The 15,852-nt window shown below is 70.6% G+C and carries 11 protein-coding genes; 8 read left to right on the top strand and 3 right to left on the bottom strand.

What is annotated here, in order from left to right; all coding sequences use genetic code 11:
- Positions 1-179: 179 nt before the first annotated feature.
- The 6 genes from IEY14_RS15755 to IEY14_RS15730 are packed head-to-tail and all read left to right on the top strand — an operon-like array spanning position 180 to position 5,035.
- The gene (locus IEY14_RS15755; RefSeq protein WP_188910161.1) at positions 180-1,061 is read left to right on the top strand and encodes a carbohydrate ABC transporter permease; all 882 of its coding nucleotides are present in this window, start codon (positions 180-182) and stop codon (positions 1,059-1,061) included.
- Positions 1,061-1,897, top strand: coding sequence for a carbohydrate ABC transporter permease (locus tag IEY14_RS15750; RefSeq protein WP_188910159.1), 837 nt, complete (start codon positions 1,061-1,063; stop codon positions 1,895-1,897). Before IEY14_RS15755 ends, IEY14_RS15750 begins: the two co-directional genes overlap by 1 nt.
- 4 nt (positions 1,898-1,901) lie before the next feature.
- Complete coding sequence (locus tag IEY14_RS15745; protein WP_188910158.1) at positions 1,902-2,141, top strand: DUF2160 family membrane protein; 240 nt, start codon at positions 1,902-1,904, stop codon at positions 2,139-2,141.
- Between the two features lie 19 nt (positions 2,142-2,160).
- Positions 2,161-3,204 carry an NAD(P)-dependent alcohol dehydrogenase gene (locus IEY14_RS15740; RefSeq protein ID WP_188910156.1) on the top strand — a complete coding sequence of 348 codons (1,044 nt, stop codon included), beginning with the start codon at positions 2,161-2,163 and terminating at the stop codon, positions 3,202-3,204.
- 12 nt (positions 3,205-3,216) lie between these two features.
- The gene (locus IEY14_RS15735) at positions 3,217-4,278 is read left to right on the top strand and encodes an ABC transporter ATP-binding protein (RefSeq protein WP_188910154.1); all 1,062 of its coding nucleotides are present in this window, start codon (positions 3,217-3,219) and stop codon (positions 4,276-4,278) included.
- A gap of 31 nt (positions 4,279-4,309) precedes the next feature.
- Complete coding sequence (locus tag IEY14_RS15730) at positions 4,310-5,035, top strand: SDR family oxidoreductase (protein ID WP_188910152.1); 726 nt, start codon at positions 4,310-4,312, stop codon at positions 5,033-5,035.
- Here the strand turns inward: IEY14_RS15730 and IEY14_RS15725 are convergent.
- Positions 5,020-5,451, bottom strand: a complete 432-nt coding sequence (locus tag IEY14_RS15725; RefSeq protein ID WP_188910150.1) for a response regulator — start codon at positions 5,449-5,451, stop codon at positions 5,020-5,022. The two genes, IEY14_RS15730 and IEY14_RS15725, sit on opposite strands and share 16 nt — an antisense overlap.
- A 214-nt stretch (positions 5,452-5,665) precedes the next feature.
- On the opposite strand from IEY14_RS15725, the gene IEY14_RS15720 reads away from it, so the two are divergent.
- Entirely contained in the window at positions 5,666-5,938 is a 273-nt protein-coding gene (locus IEY14_RS15720; RefSeq protein WP_188910148.1) for a hypothetical protein, read from the top strand.
- A 241-nt stretch (positions 5,939-6,179) separates the two neighbouring features.
- Here IEY14_RS15720 and pbpC read toward each other — a convergent pair whose 3' ends face one another.
- Positions 6,180-8,171, bottom strand: coding sequence for a penicillin-binding protein 1C (pbpC, locus tag IEY14_RS15715; RefSeq protein ID WP_244639517.1), 1,992 nt, complete (start codon positions 8,169-8,171; stop codon positions 6,180-6,182).
- 502 nt (positions 8,172-8,673) lie between these two features.
- The gene (locus tag IEY14_RS15710) at positions 8,674-14,148 is read right to left on the bottom strand and encodes an alpha-2-macroglobulin family protein (protein WP_244639516.1); all 5,475 of its coding nucleotides are present in this window, start codon (positions 14,146-14,148) and stop codon (positions 8,674-8,676) included.
- 248 nt (positions 14,149-14,396) lie between these two features.
- On the opposite strand from IEY14_RS15710, the gene IEY14_RS15705 reads away from it, so the two are divergent.
- Positions 14,397-15,852, top strand: a 1,456-nt coding sequence (locus IEY14_RS15705) for a methyl-accepting chemotaxis protein (protein ID WP_188910144.1), incomplete at its 3' end; no start/stop codon positions are given.

The raw sequence follows: 15,852 nt of genomic DNA, 5'->3' as shown, positions 1-15,852 counted from the left end.
GGCCCGCCGGCGGGGCTTGAGAAGGGTTCGGGGCGAGGCCCCGCTTCCGGCCCGAAGCCTCGGCGGCGAGGCCGACGGGTTCGCGGGTCGAACGGCGGTCCGAGGCGGCGGTTTCTCGGCCAGTTCGACTGTTTCAAACGATCGTTTCGGCGATGACGCCTTCTGGGAGGGGGGTCTCCATGCGTTCCAACAAGGTGGGCTGGCTCCTGCTCGCGCCCACGATCCTCATTCTCGGCGTCTTCGGCATCCTGCCGTTCATCTACGTGCTCTATGTCGCGTTCCATCAGTGGAACCCGTTCGGCGCGAGCCCGGACATGATCTTTCGCGGCGCGCGCAATTTCCGCCGCCTCGTCTTCGACCAGGAATTCCTGAACTCCATCTGGTTCACGCTGAAATTCGCCTTCTTCGCCGTCTTCAGCGAGGTCGTGCTCGGCTATCTCCTGGCGCAGCTCTTCATGCGCGACTTTCCGGGCAAGGGCTTCTTCCGCACCATCCACACGCTGCCCCTCATCGTCGCGCCGATCGTCGTCGGCTCGGTCTGGCGCCTGATGACGACGCCCTCGATCGGCATCATTCCCTATTATCTGAACGCTTGGTTCGGCTACGACATGAATATCGGCCGCGACGCGGGCGCCGCCTTCGCGCTGACCGTGATCATGGACGTCTGGCACTGGACGCCGCTCGTCACGCTGACGCTGCTCGCAGCCCTCGTCTCCCTGCCGAAGGAGCCCTTCGAACAGGCCGAGATCGACGGGGCCAGCCGCTGGCAGATCTTCTGGCACATCACGCTGCCGATGATCCGGCCGGCGATCCTCGCCACCGTCTTCATCCGCCTGATGGACGCGCTGCGCACCGTCGACGAGGTCTGGATGCTGACCGGCGGCGGGCCGGGCGCCGCCACCCGCTATATCGGCCTGCATATCTGGAAGGTCGTCTTCCCGAAGACCGATTACGGCTACGGCTCGGCGATCTCGATCATCGTCCTCTATCTCACGCTCGTGATGTGCTGGCTGCTCTATGTCGGCCTCGTCGCGCCACGCGCCCGGAAGGGAGAAGCCTGATGCGCCGCGATCGCCCGATCCTGTCCATCGTCCTCTGGACGCTCCTCAGCCTCGCGACGCTGTTTCCGATCTACTGGCTCTTCGTCATCTCGGTGAAGCCGGCGGTGGATCTGTTCACGACGCCGAACGTCATCCTCGATGCGATCTACTGGAACAACTATGCCGAGGTGCTGACCAACGAGACCCTGCGGCGCTACATGATCAATTCGATCATCATCTCGACCGGCAATTCGGTGCTGGTGACGCTGCTCGCCTTCATGGCCTGCTACGCCCTGTCGCGCTACGATCTCGGCGGCAAGGAGAACATCTTCTTCTGGACGATCACCAACCGCATGGCGCCGGCCGCCGTGTTCCTCCTGCCGTTCTTCCTGCTCTTCACCCAGGTCTTCACCATCGGCGACTGGAAGCTCTACGACACGCGGATCGGGATGATCCTCCTCTACTGCACCTTCAACCTGCCCTTCGCCATCTGGACGCTGCGGCCGACGATCGAGGGCATTCCGAAGGAGCTGGACGAGGCGGCGACGGTCGACGGCTCCTCCACCTGGCAGGTGATCCGGGAGGTGATCTTCCCGCTGGCGCGGCCGGGCCTCGCCGTCACGCTGATCCTCACCTGGGTCTTCGCCTGGAACGAGTTCCTGCTGGCCGCGACGCTGACGAGCTTCAACGCCCGCACCATCACCACGGGCCTGTCGGAATACGTCACCTCCACCGGCACGGAATGGGGCACGATGGCCTCCATCGCCATCATCACGCTCATCCCGGCGCTCATCATCTTCGCGGTCGTGCAGCGGCATATCGTGGCCGGCCTCACCTTCGGCGCGGTCAAGGAGTAGAGCCATGGATCAGCTCATCGATCTCGACGCGGCCGACGAGGAGGCCGCCCGCGTGGCGGCCGCGCCGAAGCGCCAGGGCTTCCTGCCCATCGTCACCAACTGGTTCGACCGCCTGTTCATCGGCATCTACCTCTTCGTCGCGATCGAGCTTCTATGGATGCGCTTCCTGGAACAGGCGATCCCGCTCACCGGCGCCCATGTGCTGGCGCTGGTGCTCGGCGTCCTGATCATCTGGAAGGGTTGAGGAAAGGGGAGGGCGGCCGATGCAGGCGCTGGTTCTCGAGGAGAAGCTGAGGCTCTCCTTGCGCGATTTTCCGATCGAGCGCGAGGAGACGGTCGGGCCGCATGACGTGCGCATCAAGTTGCACACGGTCGGCATCTGCGGCTCGGACGTCCATTACTACACCCATGGCGGGGCCGGGATCTTCCAGGTCAAGGCGCCGATGATCCTCGGCCACGAGGCCTCCGGCACCGTGATCGAGACGGGCGGCGCCGTCACCACGCTGAAGGTCGGCGACCGGGTCTGCATGGAGCCGGGCATTCCCGATCCGCAGAGCCGGGCGACGCGCATGGGGCAGTACAATGTCGATCCGGCGGTGCGCTTCTGGGCGACGCCGCCGGTCCATGGCGTGTTGCGGCCGAGCGTCGTCCATCCCGCCGCCTTCACCTTCAAGCTGCCGGACAACGTCTCCTTCGCGGAAGGGGCGATGGTCGAGCCGCTCGCCGTCGGCGTCCATGCCGCGATCAAGGCCGACGTGAAGCCCGGCGACAACGCGCTCGTCATCGGCGCGGGGCCGATCGGGCTCGTGACGGCGCTGGCCGCGCTCGCCGCCGGCTGCGCCCGCGTCTTCGTCGCCGATGTCGACGACACCAAGCTGGCGCTCGCCGCCGGGCTCGGCCCGATCACGCCGATCAACGTGTCGCGCGAGGACGCGACAGCCGCGATCCTCAAGGAAACCGAGGGCTGGGGCGTCGAGATCGTCTTCGAATGCTCGGGCAACGCGCGGGCGGCGGCCGGGGTCTTCGATCCGCTCGCCCCGTCCGGCCGCGTCGTCTTCATCGGCTCGCAGCAGGGCGACGTCGCCTATAATGTCGGCAAGGCCATGGTGCGCGAGGCGCGGGTCGAGCACGTCTTTCGCTATGCCCATGTCTTCGCGCGCTGCGTCGCGATGCTGTCCTCCGGCGCGATCGACGTGAAGCCGCTGATCACGCGCCGCTTCGATTTCGCCGACAGCGTCCGCGCTTTCGAGATCGCCGCCTCGGCGCCGCCGGGGGAAGTCAAGATGCAGATCGAGCTGCCGCAATGAGGAGGACGCGCAATGGCTGAGGTCAGCGTCAAGAACGTCGTCAAGCGCTATGGCGGCGCTGAGGTCATCCACGGCGTGAATGTCGACATCAAGGACGGCGAGTTCGTCGTGCTCGTCGGGCCGTCCGGCTGCGGCAAGTCCACGCTGCTGCGCATGATCGCCGGGCTGGAGGCGATCTCCGGCGGCACGATCTCCATCGGCGGGCGCGTCGTCAACGACGTGCCGCCGAAGGAGCGCGACATCGCCATGGTGTTCCAGTCCTACGCGCTCTATCCGCATAAGACGGTGCGCGACAACATGGGCTTCTCGCTGAAGATCAAGGGCCGGCCGAAGGCGGAGATCGAGGAGAAGGTCGGCAAGGCCGCCGGCATTCTCGACCTCGGCAAGCTGCTCGACCGCTTTCCGAAGCAGCTCTCCGGCGGCCAGCGCCAGCGCGTCGCCATGGGCCGCGCCATCGTGCGCGATCCGCAGGTCTTCCTGTTCGACGAGCCCTTGTCCAATCTCGACGCCAAGCTGCGCGTCGCGATGCGGGTGGAGATCAAGGAACTGCACCAGCGCCTGCGCACCACCATCGTCTACGTCACCCACGACCAGATCGAGGCCATGACCATGGCCGACAAGATCGTGGTGATGAAGGACGGGCGGGTGGAGCAGATCGGCGCGCCGCTCGATCTCTACGACAATCCCGGCAATACGTTCGTCGCGGGCTTCATCGGCTCGCCCTCGATGAACTTCATCAAGGGCCGGATGGACGCGGCCGAGGGCCGGCCGAGCTTCGTCTCGGAATCGGGCGCGAGGTTCCCGGTCGGCGACGTGAAGGCGGAGAACGGCCAGCCGGTGATCTACGGCATCCGGCCGGAACATATCGACATCGGCCCGGGCGGCATTCCGGTGCGCGTCTCGGTGCTGGAGCCGACCGGCTCGGAAACGCAGGTCTTCGCCAAGATCGGCGAGGACACGATCGACGCCGTCGTGAAGGATCGGCTATCGGTGCGGCCCGGCGAGGAGGTGCCGTTCCGGATCGATCCGCGCCGGGCGCATATCTTCGACGGCAAGAGCACGGCCCGGCTCTGAGAAGCGGGCGGGAGAGACAGGGGAGGAAGCCGTGGATTTCACCGGCAAGCGCGTCGTAGTGACCGGCGCGGGCAAGGGCATCGGCCGGGCGACGGCCCTGATGCTGGCGCGGCGCGGCGCCAAGGTGGTGGCGCTGACACGCTCGGCCGCCGATCTGGAGACGCTGGAACAGGAGACGGGCTGCGAATCGATCGCGGTCGATCTCGCCGATGCCGAGGCGACGCGCGCCGCTGCCCGGCGGGCGATGCCGGCCGATCTCCTCGTCAACTGCGCGGGGACGACCGAGCTCCAGTCCTTTCTCGACACGACGGTCGAGGCCTTCGACCTCCTGCACGCGGTCAACACCCGCGCGCCGATGATCGTCGCCCAGGAATATGCGCGCGACCGGATCGCCAAGGGCGCCAAGGGCGCCGTGGTCAACGTCTCCAGCGTCGCGGCCTTCGTCGGCATTCCCGACCACACGGCCTATTGCGCCTCCAAGGCCGGGCTCGACGGCGTGACGCGCGTCATGGCCAAGGAGCTGGCGCCGCAGGGCATCCGCGTCAACGGCGTGCATCCGACCGTGACGCTGACGCCGATGGCCGTGAAGGCCTGGAGCGACCCGGTGAAGGCAGCGGGCATGATGACGCGCATTCCGGTCGGCCGCTTCGCCGAGCCGGACGACGTGGCCGAGGTGATCCTGTTCCTCCTCTCCGACGAGTCGGCGATGGTGAACGGCCTGTCGATGCCGGTCGACGGCGGCTACATGATCGCCTGAGCGGGCGTGTCGCGGCGCAGGATCGCCGCGACGATCCCGGCGACCGCCTGGAGGTCCGCCGGCTTGTCGAAGACCGGCAGGTCGGCGAGATCCGGCGGCAGCGCGCGCTTGGCGAGGCCGCTGAGAAAGGCCACCGGCACGCCCTGCCGCTTCAGCGCCTTGGCGAGACCGAAGGAATTGCCCTCGCCGAGGCGGATGTCGAGCAGCGCCGCGTCGACGCCGCCCTCCGCGAGGATGCGCAGCGCGTTCTCCGTGTCCGGCACCGGCCCGACGACCCGGTAGCCGGCGGCGCGCAACGCCTGCGCCGTGTCCTTGGCGGCGAAATAGTCGTCCTCGACGATCAGCACGCGCGGCGTCGGGCCGCCGGAGCCGGAGGACTCGACGGCGCTCGGCCCCTGCATTCCCCCGTCCCGCATCCGGAATCCTCCGAACGGCCCCCTCGCGCCGACTATGCCCGCTCCGGCGCGAGGAGTCCGCGCGAAGAGCTTCGCTGTCTCCGTATCGCGCCGAGATCGGGAGACGGGACTATGAGCGGTCTACCGATGGTTAACCGTTTTCCGTAGCGGCATGGACCCGGGCCGGCATCCGCGGCGTTGAGGGAAAGAAACCATAACGAACGGGAGAAACGTCATGTCCCATCTGGATCTGTCCCCGGCCGCCGGCGCCCTGCTCGACCAGCTGCGCGCGCATCCCTCCGTCGCCGTCTTCGACCAGGAGGCCGCCGAGGAACTGGTCGCGCGCGGCTTCGCCTGTCACATCCCGGCGATCGGCACGATCGAGGCGACCGAGTCCGGCCGCCTCCATTCGTCCGGCGGTCTCGACGAGGCGGGCGCCGGCACCGGCGCGGGCCTGACCGCGCCCGCCGGAACGCCCAAGGGCGCCGAGGGCGAGGCGCGGGTCTGAGGCGGGCCGCGCCTTTGCCGAGATCCGCTCTCCGCACCGCTTCGTCGTCCCGGCCTTGAGCCGGGACCCATGCCAAGCCGGTGACGGCAGGTAGGAGCGATACGGAAGGGTGCCCGTCTCCGACGTCATCCATGCGGGTCCGCAGAGGCATGGGTCCCGGGTCAAGCCCGGGACGACGAAGCTGAAACGGAGGCAGCAAGGATGAACTCAGACGCTCGAGTCTGAGGCTGGGGGCGCATCCTCAATCGACGAAGACGCGGGCGCTCGCGGCCGCACCCTTGGCATCCACTACGGAGATGTCGAGGAAGCCGGGCTCCGCCGGGCGATAGGCGGCCTGCCGGTCGTAGCGTCCGCGCTCCACCGGCGCGCCGTCCACATACCACGTGAAGGGCGGCGTGCCGTTGCGCAGCTTCAGGGCGAGCTCGGCCCCCGCATTTTCGGCGAGGCCGAGATCGATCCGCGTCGCGTTCGGCGGGAAGACGATTTCCGGGCGCGGGGCGGTCTCGGCCAGGGCCATGCCGGCGGGCTGGCCGAACATCCGCAGCGGCGGCGGCAGCGCGCCGTTCGGCACGGCGAGGATGCCCGGCGGCGGGCCGGGCAGGCGGGTTTCCGGCCCGATGCGCGAGAAGACGTCGCGCATCACCGGCACCGCCGCGTCCTGGCCGACGAGGCCGGGCACCGGCGCGCCGTCCGGCCGGCCGATCCAGACCCCCACGACATGGCGCCCGTCATAGCCGAGGCTCCAGGCGTCGCGATAGCCGAAGGACGTGCCGGTCTTGTGCGCGATCGTGCCGGGCGAGGCCTTCACCGTCGCCGAGCCGCCGGCGAGAATCGAGGTGACGTACCAAGCCGCCTGCGGGGACAGGACGCGGGCGCCGGCGCCTTGCGCGAGCGCCGGGGCCGCCCCCGCCTCCTCGCGCAGCGGGCGCGCGACGCCGCCATCGGCGATGGCGCCGTAGAGCGCGACGAGATCGCGCAAGGACAGGCCGAGGCCGCCGAGACCGATGGCGAGGCCCGGCAGGCTGCGGTCGCCGAGCTCGGGCGCGGCGCCCGCCCGGCGCAGCCGCTGCACCAGCCGCGACGGTCCCACCGCCTGGAGCAGCGCGATCGCCGGCAGGTTGCGCGACAATTGCAGGGCGCGGCGCGCGGTGATGACGCCCTCGAAGGCGTGATCGAAATTCTGCGGGGCATAGCCGGCGAAGCCGGTCGGCCGGTCGTCGACGAGGCTTTCGGGATGGGCGACGCCGCGCTCGAAGGCGAGGCCGTAGATCAGCGGCTTCAGCGTCGAGCCGGGCGAGCGCGGCGCCCGCGTCAGGTCGACATGGCCCTGGCGGCCGGCGTCGAGGAGGTCGGGCGAGCCGAGCGCCGCCAGCACCTCGCCCGTCGCGTGATCGCTGACGAGGACGGCGAGGCTCAGCGGCTTGTCCATGGCCGCGACGCGCGCCCGCGCATAGGTCTCGACCCGCGCCTGGAGCGCGGCGTCGAGCGTCAGCGCGATGCGCCGGGCCTCGGGATGCGCCTGCCGCGCCCGCTCCGCCGCGTGGGCCGCGAGCCTCGGCATCGCCCGGCGGCCCGCCGGCAGCGGCTCGGCCGCCGCGCGCCGCGCCTCTTCGGGCGCGAGGATGCCGAGCTCCGCCATCCGCGCGAGCACCCGGTCGCGCGCCCGCTTGGCGGCGCCCGGATAGAGATCGGGACGGACGCGTTCCGGCGCCTGGGGCAGGGCGACGAGCAGCGCCGCCTCGCCGGCGGTCAGGCGGCGCGGCTCCTTGCCGAACCAGGCGAGGCTCGCCGCGCGCACGCCCTCCAGATTGCCGCCATAGGGGGCGAGGCGGAGATAGAGGCCGAGAATGTCCTCCTTCGTGCGCCCCCGCTCCAGCGCCGCCGCGCCGACCGCCTGATCCCATTTGGCGGCGAGGCTGCCGGTCGGCAGCCGCTCCAGAAGCCGGGCGACCTGCATGGTGAGCGTCGAGCCGCCGGCGACCACCCGGCCATGCCGGGCCGACTGCCAGAGCGCTCGCAGCACGGCCCGGCCGTCGATGCCGCCATGGGCGAAGAAGCGCTTGTCCTCCCAGGCGAGCAGCATTGCGAGGTAGCGCGGATCGACAGCCTCGACGCCGGCCTCCAGCCGCCAGCGCCCGTCCGGCGCCGCGAAGGCCCTGAGGATCGCGCCCTCGCGATCGACCACCAGCGTGCCGGTATCGGGCTCGCGCAGCCGCTCCTCGGCCGCCGCCACCGCCCGCTCGAAACACCGCCACCCGGCGCCGGTGAGCCCGAGGCAGAAAAGGAGCGCGAGGACGGCGAAGCTGAATCGGAACCGCCGCGCGGTTCGAAGGCTGACGCCTTCGCACCCCCCTCTGCCTGCCGGCATCTCCCCCTCAAGGGGGGAGATCAGGCTAGTCTCGGAACTCGCGGGGTGGACTTGCTCGTCCGTCATCTTGTTATGCCGCAGAGCACGGCTGTTTTAGCGCGACGCCTCTTCCGGTGATCCAGAACGCATCCGCCTTCGCCACCGCCTTCTTCTCCCCTTTGGGGAGAAGGTCGCGGCAGCGGGATGAGGGGGATCGCGCAGCGATCTGCCGCAGTCGCCAATCGCCATCGCCGCGTGCCCCTCACCCGGCCCGCTGCGCGGTCGTCCGGGGCGAGCCACTCGTCTCGCCCGTCCTTCGGACCCCTCTCCCCGCAGGTGAGAGGAAGGGAGCCCCTTCCGATCCCCTCCGAAGATGTCGGCCGTTCCCTCACTGCCTGGCGCCGAGGATCGTCACCGTCCCCGCCTCGGTGCGGGCGCGGCGTTCGGGGCGGTACATGTCGACGATGCTGGCGGCGGGGTCGGCGAAGCGTCCGGGCGAGACGGCGCGCAGGATGAAGGCGAAGCGCAAGGCGGACTGGTCGCCGCTCGGCTTGTCCACCGCCGCCAGGAAGCGGTCGGCGCGGAACTCGACATGGGCCGAACTCTCGGGCAGGTCGAGGAAGTCGAGCGAGCCGACATCGCCGCCCTTCAGGATCGCCGGATTGTCGATCTCGAAGCCGGCCGCGAGCGGCACGTCGAGCATCAGGCGGCCGGGCCTGTCGTCGCCGGGCTGCGCCTCGACCACGGCGACGATCCGCTGGCCTTGGCCGAGCGTCGCGACATCCACCTCCTTGCCGTCGAGCGTGTAATAGGTGACCGACAGTTCGAAGCCGGCGCTTTCGCCGGGCGGCGTCACGCTCGGCACGCCGGCGATGGTCAGCTCGGCATAGGCGGGCGCGTCGCCGCGATTGGCGATGTCGAGCGGCGTCGCCAGCGCGGCCGCGTCGAAGCTCGCGACATAGCTGCCGCTCTTCGGCGCGCCGTTGACGGTGAGCCGCAAGGGCTTGCCGCCGACCAGCGCATGGGCGGCGAGCAGCGACCAGGCGTCTTCCTGCGTCGAGGAAGGACGCGCGGCGGCGCGCTCCGCCCCGACCTTGGCGACGAGCGGCTCCAGGTCGACGCCCTCGACGCGGGTCTCGAGCGCCAGCGTGAGCACGGCGGCGCCGTCGCGCAGCGCCGTGCCGTAATCGGTGCGGGTCGCCGCGTCGCCCTCGCCCTTGGCGGCCCCGGCGACGGCGGCGCGCAGCACTGCCTCCGCCCGCACCCGGTCGCCATAGAGCGCCAGCGCCGCGCCGAGCTGGGCCTTCGCCAGCGGCGTCGGGAACTCGCCGAGCTGGTTGTCGGCCGTGTAGCGCAGGTCGCCGATCGCCGCCCGGCCGTTGCGGGCGAGGACGTAATAGGCATAGGCGACCGGACCCCAGTCCGGCTTTTCCGGCAGATAGGCGAGCGAGTTGCGCAAGTTGTCGAGGGCGAGCGTCAGCCCTTCCTCCGGCACGCGATAGCCTGCCTCGCGCGCCCGCGTCAGGAAGTCGGCGACATAGGAATCCAGCCAGAGATCGCCGTCGCCCGGCGCCCAGAGCCCGAAGCCGCCGGAGGCGGACTGGTTGGCGAGAACGCCGGCCACCGCCTTCTCGACACGCTCCCTCACGTCGGACGCGCGCGCCTCGCCGAGCCCGGCCGCGACGATCGTCCGGTCGAGATAGACGAGCGGCAGGGCGCGGCTCGTCAGCTGTTCCGTGCAGCCATAGGGATAGCGATCGAGGGCGCGCACCAGCCCGGCGATGTCGAAGCCGGCATTGCCGGTGACGGTGAGGGCGACGCGGCCGGTGCCCGGCACGAAATCGGCGAGCGCGTCGGCGCCGAGCGTCAGCCGGCCGGTCGCGGCGGCGAGCGGAAAGCGGCTCTTCTTCAGGACCTCCGGCGCCAGCGAGCGCACGGAAATGCTGAAGCTCTTGCGCAGCACCGTGCCGTCCGGCGCCGTCAGCGCCAGATCGAAGGCGGCCTCGCCCGGCCGGTCGGCCCGGATCGGCACCAGCACGCGGCCATGGCCCTTCTCGGCGAGGTCGATCGCGCTCGTCCCCTTATCTTCGATCGCGACGATGCCGGCGCCGCCCGTCAGCGCCAGCGCGACGGGACCGGCCGGACCCTCGACATGGGTCACGTCGACGGAGATGCGCGACGTGTCGCCCGGCGCGAGGAAGCGCGGCTGGCTCACCTGCATCACGATCGGGTCGCGCACCACCATCTCGGCATTCGCCTCGCCGACGCCGCTTCGCGACCAGGCGACGGCCATCAGCCGCAGCTTGCCCTCGAAATCCGGCAGGTCGAGCGGCACGCGCGCCGTGCCGTCCGAACCGACCCTGACGAGGCCGGAAAACAGCGAGACCAGTTCGTCCATCGGCGGCGGCGCGGCGAGCGAGGCGCCGGCATCGCCGCCGGAGCGCACGGCGCCGGGCGCGCCCTGCATGCGGTCGATCAGCTTGCTGTAGAGGTCGCGGATGTCGACGCCGAGCCGCTTGCGGCCGAAATACCAGTCCTTCGGCGCGGGCGGCCGGAAATCGGTGATGTTGAGGATGCCCTCGTCGACGGCGGCAAGCGTCAAATAGGCGGTCTCGCCCGGCTGGATGCCGCCGACCTTCACCACGGCCTCGGCGACGCCGCGCGGGCGCACCAGGGCCGGCGCCTCGATCGCGACGTCCAGCGCCCGCTCGCCGGGCTCGACGCCGGCATAGGCGAGGCCGATCGCCCGGCCCGGCATGCGCTTCTCGGCGATGTTCATCGGCCGGTAGAGAACGGCCGTGACATAGGCCCCCGGTCCCCAGTCGCGGGTGACGGGAAGGGCGACGTCGCCGCCCGTCGCCGGGATCTCGACCTCGGCCGTCTGCACCACCCGGTCGTCCATGACGAGCACTTCCGCCTTGCCGGAAAAGCGCGGCTCGATATGGACGCGCGCCGTCTCGCCCACCTTGTAGCGCGGCTTGTCGAGCGAGAGCTTCAGGATGTCCGGCGTCTCGGCCGAGCGGGCGGCGACATACCAGCCGGCGTCGAAATTGACGCTCGCCGGCAGTGCCCGGCCGGAGGCGTCCGTCAGTTCCAGCCGATAGCCGCCCCAGGACACGGGCAGCGAGAGCCGCGCCGGCTCGCCGGCCGAGAGGTTCAGGTCGCCGTTCGCGACCCGCTCCGTGCGCTCCACCGGCTCGTAGTTCCAGCGCCCGCCCGAGCGATACCACTGATAGTCCTGGATCACGCGGTTCAGCACCCAATGCGCGCCGGGAAGGGCGATCGGCCGGTCGTCGGGCCCGAGCGCCAGCACCGCGAAGCCCGCCGCGTCGCCGTCGCCGACCGCGCCGCTGAACAGCGGGCGGATGCCGAGCCGCGCCTTGGTGCCGGCGAGCGGCAGCACCGCCTCGCGCTCCACCGGCCGGCCGCCGGAATCGGTGACACGCAGCCGGATCGCGGCTTCGAGCGGCCGCGTCGTCGCCGGGGCCTCGAAGGGGGCGAGGCTCGCCTCGGCATGGCCGGCCTCGTCGGTCGTCACCGCTTCGATCGGCAGGACGGTCGGCGTCGGCTGGTCGTCGGCGAGGCCGAAGGAATAGGCCTCGAAGCCCGGCACGGCGGGCGCCGGGCGCAGCACCGCCTCGCCCTCGACGGCGAGATCGGGCGCCGGCGCGCCGAAGAGATAGTTGGCGTCGAGCGGCAAGGGCGGCGGCGCCGCCGGATCGAGCCGGCCGGTCAGCTTCAGATCGAAGGCGAGGCGCTGCGGCTCGAAATCCTCGACGCGGACGCTGGTCGACGCGATCGCCGGCAGCTTCGGATCGGTATGGAGCGCGAAGCGCCAGGTGCCGCGCATCGCGGCCTTCGGAAGCGGCAGGCTCCAGACGAGACCGCCGGCGCCCTTGTCGGTCAGCACCTCGCGCCGGAACTCGACGCCGTCCGGCCGCGTCGCGATGCCGGTCAGCGTCAGGCCCTCGGAGGCGAGCGCCCGCCCGTCGCGCAGGAGGCCGGTCAGATTCACCACGTCGCCGGTGCGATAGATGCCCCGGTCGCTCGTCAGGAACACGTCGAGCGCCCCGGCCTTCGCCCGCCCCTCGACGCCGCGATCGGTGAGATCGAAGGGCGCCGCCGTCATGTCCAGAAAGGCGAAGTCGCGCTCGCGGCCCGCCATCAGGACGGCGGGCGCCTCGCCGTTCAAGCCCTTCAGGAGGCCGGGCGCGAAGCGGGCATGGCCCTTGTCGTCGCTCGTCGCCGTGCCGAGCACCTCGTTGTTGCGGGCGACGAGCTGGAGGGCGATGCCGCCGAGCGGCTCGGCCGTGCCGAGCGAGCGGACGAAGACATGCAGCCCGTCCTCGCCGGCAAAGCTCGTCAGGCCGAGATCGGTGAGGACGAACCATTGCGTCGCGTCGGCCGAATAGTCCTCCTGCGGCTGGTTGTCGGCGCGGGCGGTGAGGATGTAGACGCCGGGCTTGAGATCCTGGACGAGGGCCGAGACCGGGATCGCGGTCGTCACCTCGGCATTCGTCTCGCGGGCGACCTCGACCGAGCCCTGCCAGACCTCCTCGCCCTGATTGGCGGCGATCTCCTCGGTCTCGTAGCGCTCCATCTGCGCGAGGAAGCGGCCGGCGCCGATCGTCGTCGCCAGCGAGCGGTCGCCGAGCCGCAGCAGCCGCGCCTTCACCTTGTCGGTATTGATCGTCGTGACGGGGATCGTCGCCTCGCCGCCGGCCGGCAGCACATAGGCATTGGAGGCGAAGCGCACGGCAGGATCGCGGTCGCGCACATAGATGCTGGTGTCCACCGGCTTCGCCAGGACGTCGCCGCTTTCGGAGGGCACCCCCGCCCGCACCAGGATATGGTAGCGCCGGCCATGCTCGACGCCGTCGACGCAGATCTGGCTGCCGCTCGCCGAGACGGGCAGCGTGTCGGCGCCCTCGACGCGCAGGAAATCGCCGGCCGTCTCGCCGTTCAGCACCGAGGCCGCGAGGTTCTCGGAAAAGCTGAAGCAGATGCGCGGCGCGGCGGCATTGTTGTCGACGCTGTTGCCGGTGATGCGGAAGCCATGCGCCGCCAATGCCTCGTCGAGACGCTTGCCGACGGCCGGATTGGCGGCGAGCTTCAGACTCTCGCGCCAGACCCGGATCGCGCCGCGCCAGTTCTCGGCAAGGCCATAGCCTTCGGCCAGAAGATCGAGCGCCAGCGCCGCGCCGGCCGTGTCCTCGGCCAGGGCATAGGTGTTCAGCGCCGCCGGGCCGCGCAGCGCGACGAGCGCCTCCGCCGCCTCGTCGCGGGCGCCGTCCTCGCTCGGCTGCGGCCGGAAGGCGAGGGCGGCGCCGGCCAGCCCCTTCCAGGCCTCCGCATCGCCGGGCTCGCGCTTCAGCCGCTCGCGGAAGAGGCCGGCCGCATCGGCGAAGCGGCTCTCCTTCACCGCCGTCTTGGCATCTGTGACGATCCGGTCGGCGTCGAGCTTATCGTCCCGCGTCTCGGCGCCGATCCCGGCGCGGAGCGCCTTCGCGGCGTCGAGCGCCGGCTTCGGCAGGAAGGCGAGCGTCGCGAAGCGCTCGGCGACGGCGTTCTCGTCCGGCGGCGCGGTCTCGACGACGCGGCCGGCATCGGCATTGGCGGCGGCCTTCAGCGCGCCCGGCCTGTCCTTCAGGAAACAGGCCCGCGCCTTGCTGTTATAGGTGAAGGCCTGGCAGCGCGTGTCGGCGAGACAGGCGGTCTCGCAGAGATTGGCGTCGACGCCGCGCATCATGTCGTAGTCGCCGCCGGTATAGTCGGCGCCCGGCGAGGGCACGATCCGGCGCTCGCCGGCCCCCGCGACACCCGCGAGGGCGAGTAGCGCCAGCGACACGGCCATGGCCCGCATGCGGATCGATCCCGGCATCGCCACCCCCCATGGCCGCCTCGTCACCCGGAAATGTCTAGCCCCCGCCGCGCCGATGCGCCAGAGCCGAAAGGCCGGGCTGCGGCGTGTCGCCGCCGAATGCCGCGCTGCCGCCGCCGTCGCTCGGATCTCCATGCGGGAAACTACTGATCCGGCGGCATTTTCCAAAGATCTTAACCTCTTCGCTCCCAGCATGGCATTCGCAGCGGTTCCGTTAAGGCAGTCACCCCGTGTCGTTTCGTCAGTCAATCAGCGCCAAGCTTCTCGGGATCGGCGGCGGCGCGATCGCGTGCCTCCTGCTGGCGGGGTCCTATCTCGTGCTGCATCAGGTCGAGGGCACGGTCGCGAGCCTGTCCGACCGCTACGGCACCGAGATGGCCCGGGCGACGGCGACGGGCATCGCGACGGAGCTGACAGAGGTCGCGGCCACCGGCCGGTCGATGGCCGAGGCCCTCGCGGCGGTTCATGCGCGCGGCGTCAAGGACCGGCAGACGGCGCTCGACATCCTGCGCTCGAACGTCGAATCCTCGGACTACATTCTCGGCAGCTGGTATTTCGAGGCGCCCAACGCCTTCGACGGCAAGGACGCGCAGATGGCCGGGCGCAAGGATCTCGGCTCCAACAGCACCGGCAGCTTCATGCCCTATTGGAGCCGGCTCGACGGCAAGGTGACGATGGAGCCGGCCGAGGACGGACAAGTCTATCCCGAAGCCTTCTACACCGCGCCGGCCGAGACCGGAAAGCCGGCGATGATCGATCCCTATGCCTATGACATCGGCACGAAGAAGGTGCTGATGACCTCCGTCGCCTTTCCCGTGATGTCCGGCGGCAAGCTGATCGGCACGGCCGGCCTCGACATCGCGCTCGACAATCTGACGGCGCGGCTCGGGGCGCTGAAGCCCTTCGGCGACGGACAGGTCATGCTCCTTTCCGGCAACGGCAAATGGGCGGCGCATCCGAACGAGAGCCTGCGGATGCAGCTCTACGACGATGCCGGCAAGGCGGAGGTGCAGGGCGCGCTGGCGAGCGGCAGGGACACGCAGCTCGCCGTTTCCGGCCCCGGCGATGTCGGCCTGCGCCGCTTCGTCATGCCCTTTCCGCTGAAGACCATGGGCGCCACCTGGGCGGTGGTGATGGACGTGCCCGACGCGACGATCGCCGCCCCAGCGCGGAGCCTCGCGACCGGCCTCGTCGTCGGCAGCCTCGTCGTCATCCTCGGCGTGCTGGCCAGCCTCTTCGGTTCGGTCCGCGCCTTCATCGTCCGCCCGCTCGCCCGCCTGTCGCGCTCGGTCGAGGCGCTCGGCCAGGGCGACTACCAGCGCGCCGTCGAGGGCACGGACAAGCGGGACGAGATCGGCGCGGTCGCGGCGGTGCTGGAAGGGGTGCGCGGCGAGCTCGCCAAGGGCCAGCGCTCGCGCCAGGACCAGGAGGAGATGCGACGCGCCGCCGAAGCGCAGCGCGATCGCCAGTCGGCCGTCGACAATGCCAAGGCGGAGGACCTGAAGGCCTTCGTCCATGCGGTGGAGGCCGGCTTCGACGCGCTCGCGGCCGGCGATCTCACGGTGCGGATGAACCGCGAGGTGGCGCCGGAATTCGAGCCGATCCGCCAGCAGTTCAACGCCTCCGTCGCGGCGCTGGAAGCGACGATCGGTTCGGTCGTCGGCTCGGTCGGCACGATCCGCATGG

The sequence above is a fragment of the Aureimonas endophytica genome (assembly GCF_014642635.1).
GTDB classification, from domain to species: Bacteria; Pseudomonadota; Alphaproteobacteria; order Rhizobiales; family Rhizobiaceae; genus Plantimonas; species Plantimonas endophytica.
The sequence above is the reverse complement of the archived record's forward strand: the minus strand, read 5'-3'. Positions and strand labels throughout refer to the sequence as shown.

What these genes read in the sequence shown, in the direction of transcription:
- IEY14_RS15755 (WP_188910161.1), top strand. Translation starts at nt 180, where the DNA reads ATGCGTTCCAACAAGGTGGGCTGGCTCCTGCTCGCGCCCACGATCCTC.
- IEY14_RS15750 (WP_188910159.1), top strand. Translation starts at nt 1,061, where the DNA reads ATGCGCCGCGATCGCCCGATCCTGTCCATCGTCCTCTGGACGCTCCTC.
- IEY14_RS15745 (WP_188910158.1), top strand. Translation starts at nt 1,902, where the DNA reads ATGGATCAGCTCATCGATCTCGACGCGGCCGACGAGGAGGCCGCCCGC.
- IEY14_RS15740 (WP_188910156.1), top strand. Translation starts at nt 2,161, where the DNA reads ATGCAGGCGCTGGTTCTCGAGGAGAAGCTGAGGCTCTCCTTGCGCGAT.
- IEY14_RS15735 (WP_188910154.1), top strand. Translation starts at nt 3,217, where the DNA reads ATGGCTGAGGTCAGCGTCAAGAACGTCGTCAAGCGCTATGGCGGCGCT.
- IEY14_RS15725 (WP_188910150.1), bottom strand. Translation starts at nt 5,451, where the DNA reads ATGCGGGACGGGGGAATGCAGGGGCCGAGCGCCGTCGAGTCCTCCGGC.
- IEY14_RS15720 (WP_188910148.1), top strand. Translation starts at nt 5,666, where the DNA reads ATGTCCCATCTGGATCTGTCCCCGGCCGCCGGCGCCCTGCTCGACCAG.
- IEY14_RS15710 (WP_244639516.1), bottom strand. Translation starts at nt 14,148, where the DNA reads ATGCGGGCCATGGCCGTGTCGCTGGCGCTACTCGCCCTCGCGGGTGTC.